Below are 4212 nucleotides of genomic sequence, written 5' to 3'. Positions count from 1 at the left end.
GGCTTTGGCTCCAGGTCGCTTCGGCAAAGGTGTAATTGGAGGCTCCCAACACCGCTACAAAGATCTGCGCGGTGCGAATTTCGCCGGTTGACGCGCAGACCACGGGCATTGTGGGTCCGGCATAATCAATAAACAACTTATCACCGGCACGATGGGTCTGCCGCATGGAACGTTTTTGTTTCTTCACCCAGCCTGCATAACGGGCACAGAACTGCGAGTAACTATAGCAACGGTTCGGATACTGCTGGGTGTATTCCTCCCAGAGCAACTGCTTGGTCAGGCCTTTTTTCTTCAGTTCCATATGAACGTCTGTCCATACCGGCTCTTGAAACTTGGCTGAAGGCTGAGCGTCCGATCGGGGATAAAACTTCAGGGCTAAGGTTTGATCATCCCAATCCTCCGGTAGCGGACAGGCTATTTTCAGCTGAACGGCTAGTTTTAGGATATTTTGGATGCTGCCGACGCTGATCTTGGTACTGGCACTGATTTTTCGGATGCTTAAATTGGCGCTGTAACTGAGTCTAAGTACTTCTCTTAATTTTCGCATTGCTGTTCTCTTCGCTGACATATCTTTTTCCAAAAAGGTGGAAAGGATAGTCTGGTTGGATAAACAATGCGTTAGGCGGGATTCTGGCAACCTGAACAGTCATTCTGGCAACTTGAACACCGATTCTGGAAAAATTCAAAAAAGTGTTCAGCTTGAAACCAGAATCAGTGTTCAACATGAATCAGAATAGGTGTTCAGATTGGATCAGAATGACTGTTCAGGTTGGGCCAGAATATGCACAGGGGACGCATCACCAATGTCCGATGGTCATTCGTATTTTACAGGGTGTCGCTCAAGGCGTGTCGACTTTACATTTATCAATAGAACTGGGTATAGACCGCAAGCATTTACTGGAACGTCGCCATAAGCTTCAGAGCTTTGTAGATAAAGTCAGCGTTCGAACGCCGTTATCAGATAAGGTGACGGAGGTCGATGAAATGTACCAAATGCAGGTGAAAAAGGTGTCAAGCATTCCGACCCCCAATGATCCTCCGCGTTACCGTGGCAATAAAACTCGCGGGCATGGTACCTGGGATTCTGATCGCCCCCCTGTTCTGGGTGTCATTGGTAGAGAAAGTGGTCAAATCCAATTGGAAGTAAAACACAACAGCGCACGAAAAGACCTTGAACCCACTGTACTCAATGCCACACAACCAGGGTCAACTGTCAATACAGATGAATGGGGAGCGTATAATCATCTCGTGAAAGCTGATCGTCTTCATGTGACTGTTTGCCATACCCCAGGTAAACGTGTTTGGGCAAGGGACGATGATGGAGACGATATTCGAGAGGTTCATGTTAATACCAGTGAAGGTTTTTGGACAGGATTACGCAACTTCCTTCGCCCCTTCCGAGGTGTAAACAAAGTGTATCTGCAACAATACGTAGCTATCCATGAATGGGCTCACAACATTAAAAAATGTACCATGGAATTTCTGAGAATTTTATGTGGCGTCACACAATTCGCCTCATGAGCCAGAAGTCGTTGTAGTTCGAATATGAAGTCCCAAGAAGTGGGTTGAGTTGAACCACGATCTCGTCTTCGGTGGGCTTGCGTCGCGTCGGTGCGGCTTGCCCAGATCCGTTCGGTAATAATGTGTCGCCATCGTGAACACCAACTACCCACCCCCGAACCTGCTCTGCAAAGACTTGCACAGGGAGCAGAAGCATAACCAAAAGCATGACAAAGGCACTGTAGCGCATTCCGGGTGCAAGTCCCTTACAGTGAAGCTGCTTTTCTTACTCGCATAATTGTTTGCCGAGTCATTTTCGTCAGGCCTCTATCCATTGTTTTGCCTGACTCAGCTCATCATATGGAAAAACCTTGATCTCAGCGGATACAAAATGCGCCCCCAGCTTTTCAACCAGAGTACCTAAGGGAGCGTCTGTGCATAAAGCCACTTTTTTTACATGCTTGTGGTGCCCGTTGACGAATTGTATATGTGCAACAAAAGACGCAAAACTATCCCAACCCGGAAACTTGCTTGCGTGTACCAACACACCGTTTAGGTTCCCGGATTCATTAATAAGCGGGTCAACCTGTTGTGCCAATGACTGAAAATCTTGCTTGGCTAAACGTCCTTCTGGTTCCAACAGTACCGTCCGCGTTGCTTGATCTACATCTATTTTCAACATACTGAACTCCCGAATAGAGATTTGGCCGTCAAATCTTTCTTATTTTACTGTTATTTCCGTCATAACAACCACCGTGTCATAGCAGTCACTGACAATTAGTAAATTTTAGGTATACTGACTGTCTTATATCGGCCATTATGTAAATATTTACATAATGGTCATTTTCGGATAAGCATGGTGCATAGGACTACTGACCAAAGCATGGTGTTTAGTCCTATGCACACGGCAGGTCTAGGAGGCTGTCCGAGAATAGCGGAGAAGAATTACTACCCCGATTTTTTACTACCCTTTATTAATTCATACTACCCCGTAAATTGACACAAAAATAACAAATAACCCTCTATTATCAATAGGATATGATACAATATGGTTTATTGAAGTCACTTATTCATGCCATGTCCATTTCTTTCAAATCCAGCCCGCTTGAATTTAATCAACACCTGCTGTTTCCCAGTAATATTTTTGATCTACTCGCGAAAGATCACGAATGCTATCTCTATACGGATCTTTTTCAACAGCTTGACACCTCTGCCGTAGAAAGCAGCTATAAGGTTAAAGGTCAAAACGCCTATCATCCCAGGCTGATTGTTTCGATCCTGATTTATGCTTACAGCCGAGGCGTTTTCAGTTCTCGGCAAATCGAAAGACGCTGCCGTGAAGATGTGTCCTTCATGTATATTGCACAAATGAACTGCCCTAATTTTCGGGTACTCAGCGATTTTCGAAAGGTCCATGGCGTATTTTTCCAGGATTGTTTTAAGCAAACCGTCAAACTGGCACTGGCGTTGAAACTGGTCTCTTTAGGACATATCAGTCTGGATGGCTCGAAGTTCAAGGCTAACAGCTCCAAACACAAGGCGATGAGTTACGGACGTTTAAAAGAAAAAGAACAGGCCTTGAGCACCGAAATCGATGCCTTGATTGAACAAGCCAAGCGTTGTGACCAAGAAGAAGATAAAGCCTACAAGGAGCGAACCGGCTATGAAATCCCCGAAGACTTGAAGCACAAACAAACCCGACTGGCTCAAATCAAAGCCGCCAAAAAAGCCCTTGAGCAACGCGAAGAACAGCTCAATCCAGGTAAAGACATCGAAGACAAAAAGCAGATCAGCTTTGCTGATACCGAGTCCCGCATCATGGGTAAGAAAGGCAACTTTAATTACGCATACAATGCTCAGATCAGCGTCGATGCAGACCTGCAAATCATTGTCGGCCAGCATATCAGTCAAAACGCCAACGACAAACAAGAAGTCGAGCTGGCCTTGGAAGCGCTGCTGGACACAGCTGACCGATTACCAGATCGACTGAGTGTCGATAATGGCTACTGGTCTGGTGATAATTTACAGGCATTAGAAGCAAGTAGCACCGATGCTTATATCGCCACCGACAAAGGCGAAAAAGCCCACAAAACGCCTTTGGATGGCTCAGACCGAAAACTGGTCAAGGCCGACTTCAAGTACCACGAAGCCGATAACACCTTTACCTGTCCGGGTGGACAGGTCTTAAAGATGATACGCGAAAGCCAAGATGGCAAACGGGTGTATCAAGGATCCTCGGAAGTCTGTGCCGATTGCCCGCTTCAAAGCCGTTGCTGCCAATCCGATAAAGGGAACGCACGCACGATCAATACCGATAACAAAGAACCTTTGCGTCAACAGATGAATAGCAAAATGGCAACAGAATCAGCCAAGGCGATCTACAGTAAGCGTAAAACAATTGTTGAGCCGGTGTTTGGACAAATCAAAAACAGCGGTTTTCGCGGCTTCAGTGTTCGAGGCAAAGAAAAAGTTGCAGGTGAATTTTCACTGGTATGCGCCACCCACAATTTCAAAAAAATTGCCAAAGCCATTTTTAGGGGAGTCGTCCGTCCAGAATTTGGTCATTTGGCTACAAACCCAGCCATATATAGTTTCTCAGGTAAATAATTTCCAAGCCACTACAGTAAAATTCACGCAGGGATTGCGAAATCTTCACGCATTTTCTTCATGACACACAAAACTTTACTGGCATCTTGCATATACGTCTTGAAA

At 45.7% G+C, this 4212-nt stretch carries 3 protein-coding genes and 1 pseudogene; 2 read left to right on the top strand and 2 right to left on the bottom strand.

Going from position 1 to position 4212, the window contains the following annotated elements; all coding sequences use genetic code 11:
- Positions 1 to 568 (bottom strand): annotated as a pseudogene (locus RW114_RS20010) (IS21 family transposase); the annotation flags it as partial.
- A 188-nt stretch (positions 569 to 756) separates the two neighbouring features.
- On the opposite strand from RW114_RS20010, the gene RW114_RS20005 reads away from it, so the two are divergent.
- Positions 757 to 1521, top strand: coding sequence for an IS1595 family transposase (locus tag RW114_RS20005; protein WP_340124498.1), 765 nt, complete (start codon positions 757 to 759; stop codon positions 1519 to 1521).
- A gap of 298 nt (positions 1522 to 1819) precedes the next feature.
- On the opposite strand, the gene RW114_RS20000 is transcribed toward RW114_RS20005, so the two are convergent.
- A complete protein-coding gene (locus RW114_RS20000) occupies positions 1820 to 2182 on the bottom strand; it encodes a SpoIIAA family protein (protein ID WP_340124497.1) in 363 nt (120 codons plus the stop codon).
- Between the two features lie 395 nt (positions 2183 to 2577).
- On the opposite strand from RW114_RS20000, the gene RW114_RS19995 reads away from it, so the two are divergent.
- Positions 2578 to 4107: an IS1182 family transposase gene (locus tag RW114_RS19995; RefSeq protein WP_340124496.1), complete on the top strand. Its 1530-nt coding sequence runs from the start codon at positions 2578 to 2580 to the stop codon at positions 4105 to 4107.
- The last annotated feature ends 105 nt before the right edge of the window (positions 4108 to 4212 follow it).

It is taken from the genome of Methylobacter svalbardensis (assembly GCF_037671525.1).
In the GTDB taxonomy this organism is placed as follows: Bacteria; Pseudomonadota; Gammaproteobacteria; order Methylococcales; family Methylomonadaceae; genus Methylobacter_A; species Methylobacter_A svalbardensis.
This window is presented reverse-complemented; position numbering and strand designations above follow the sequence as displayed.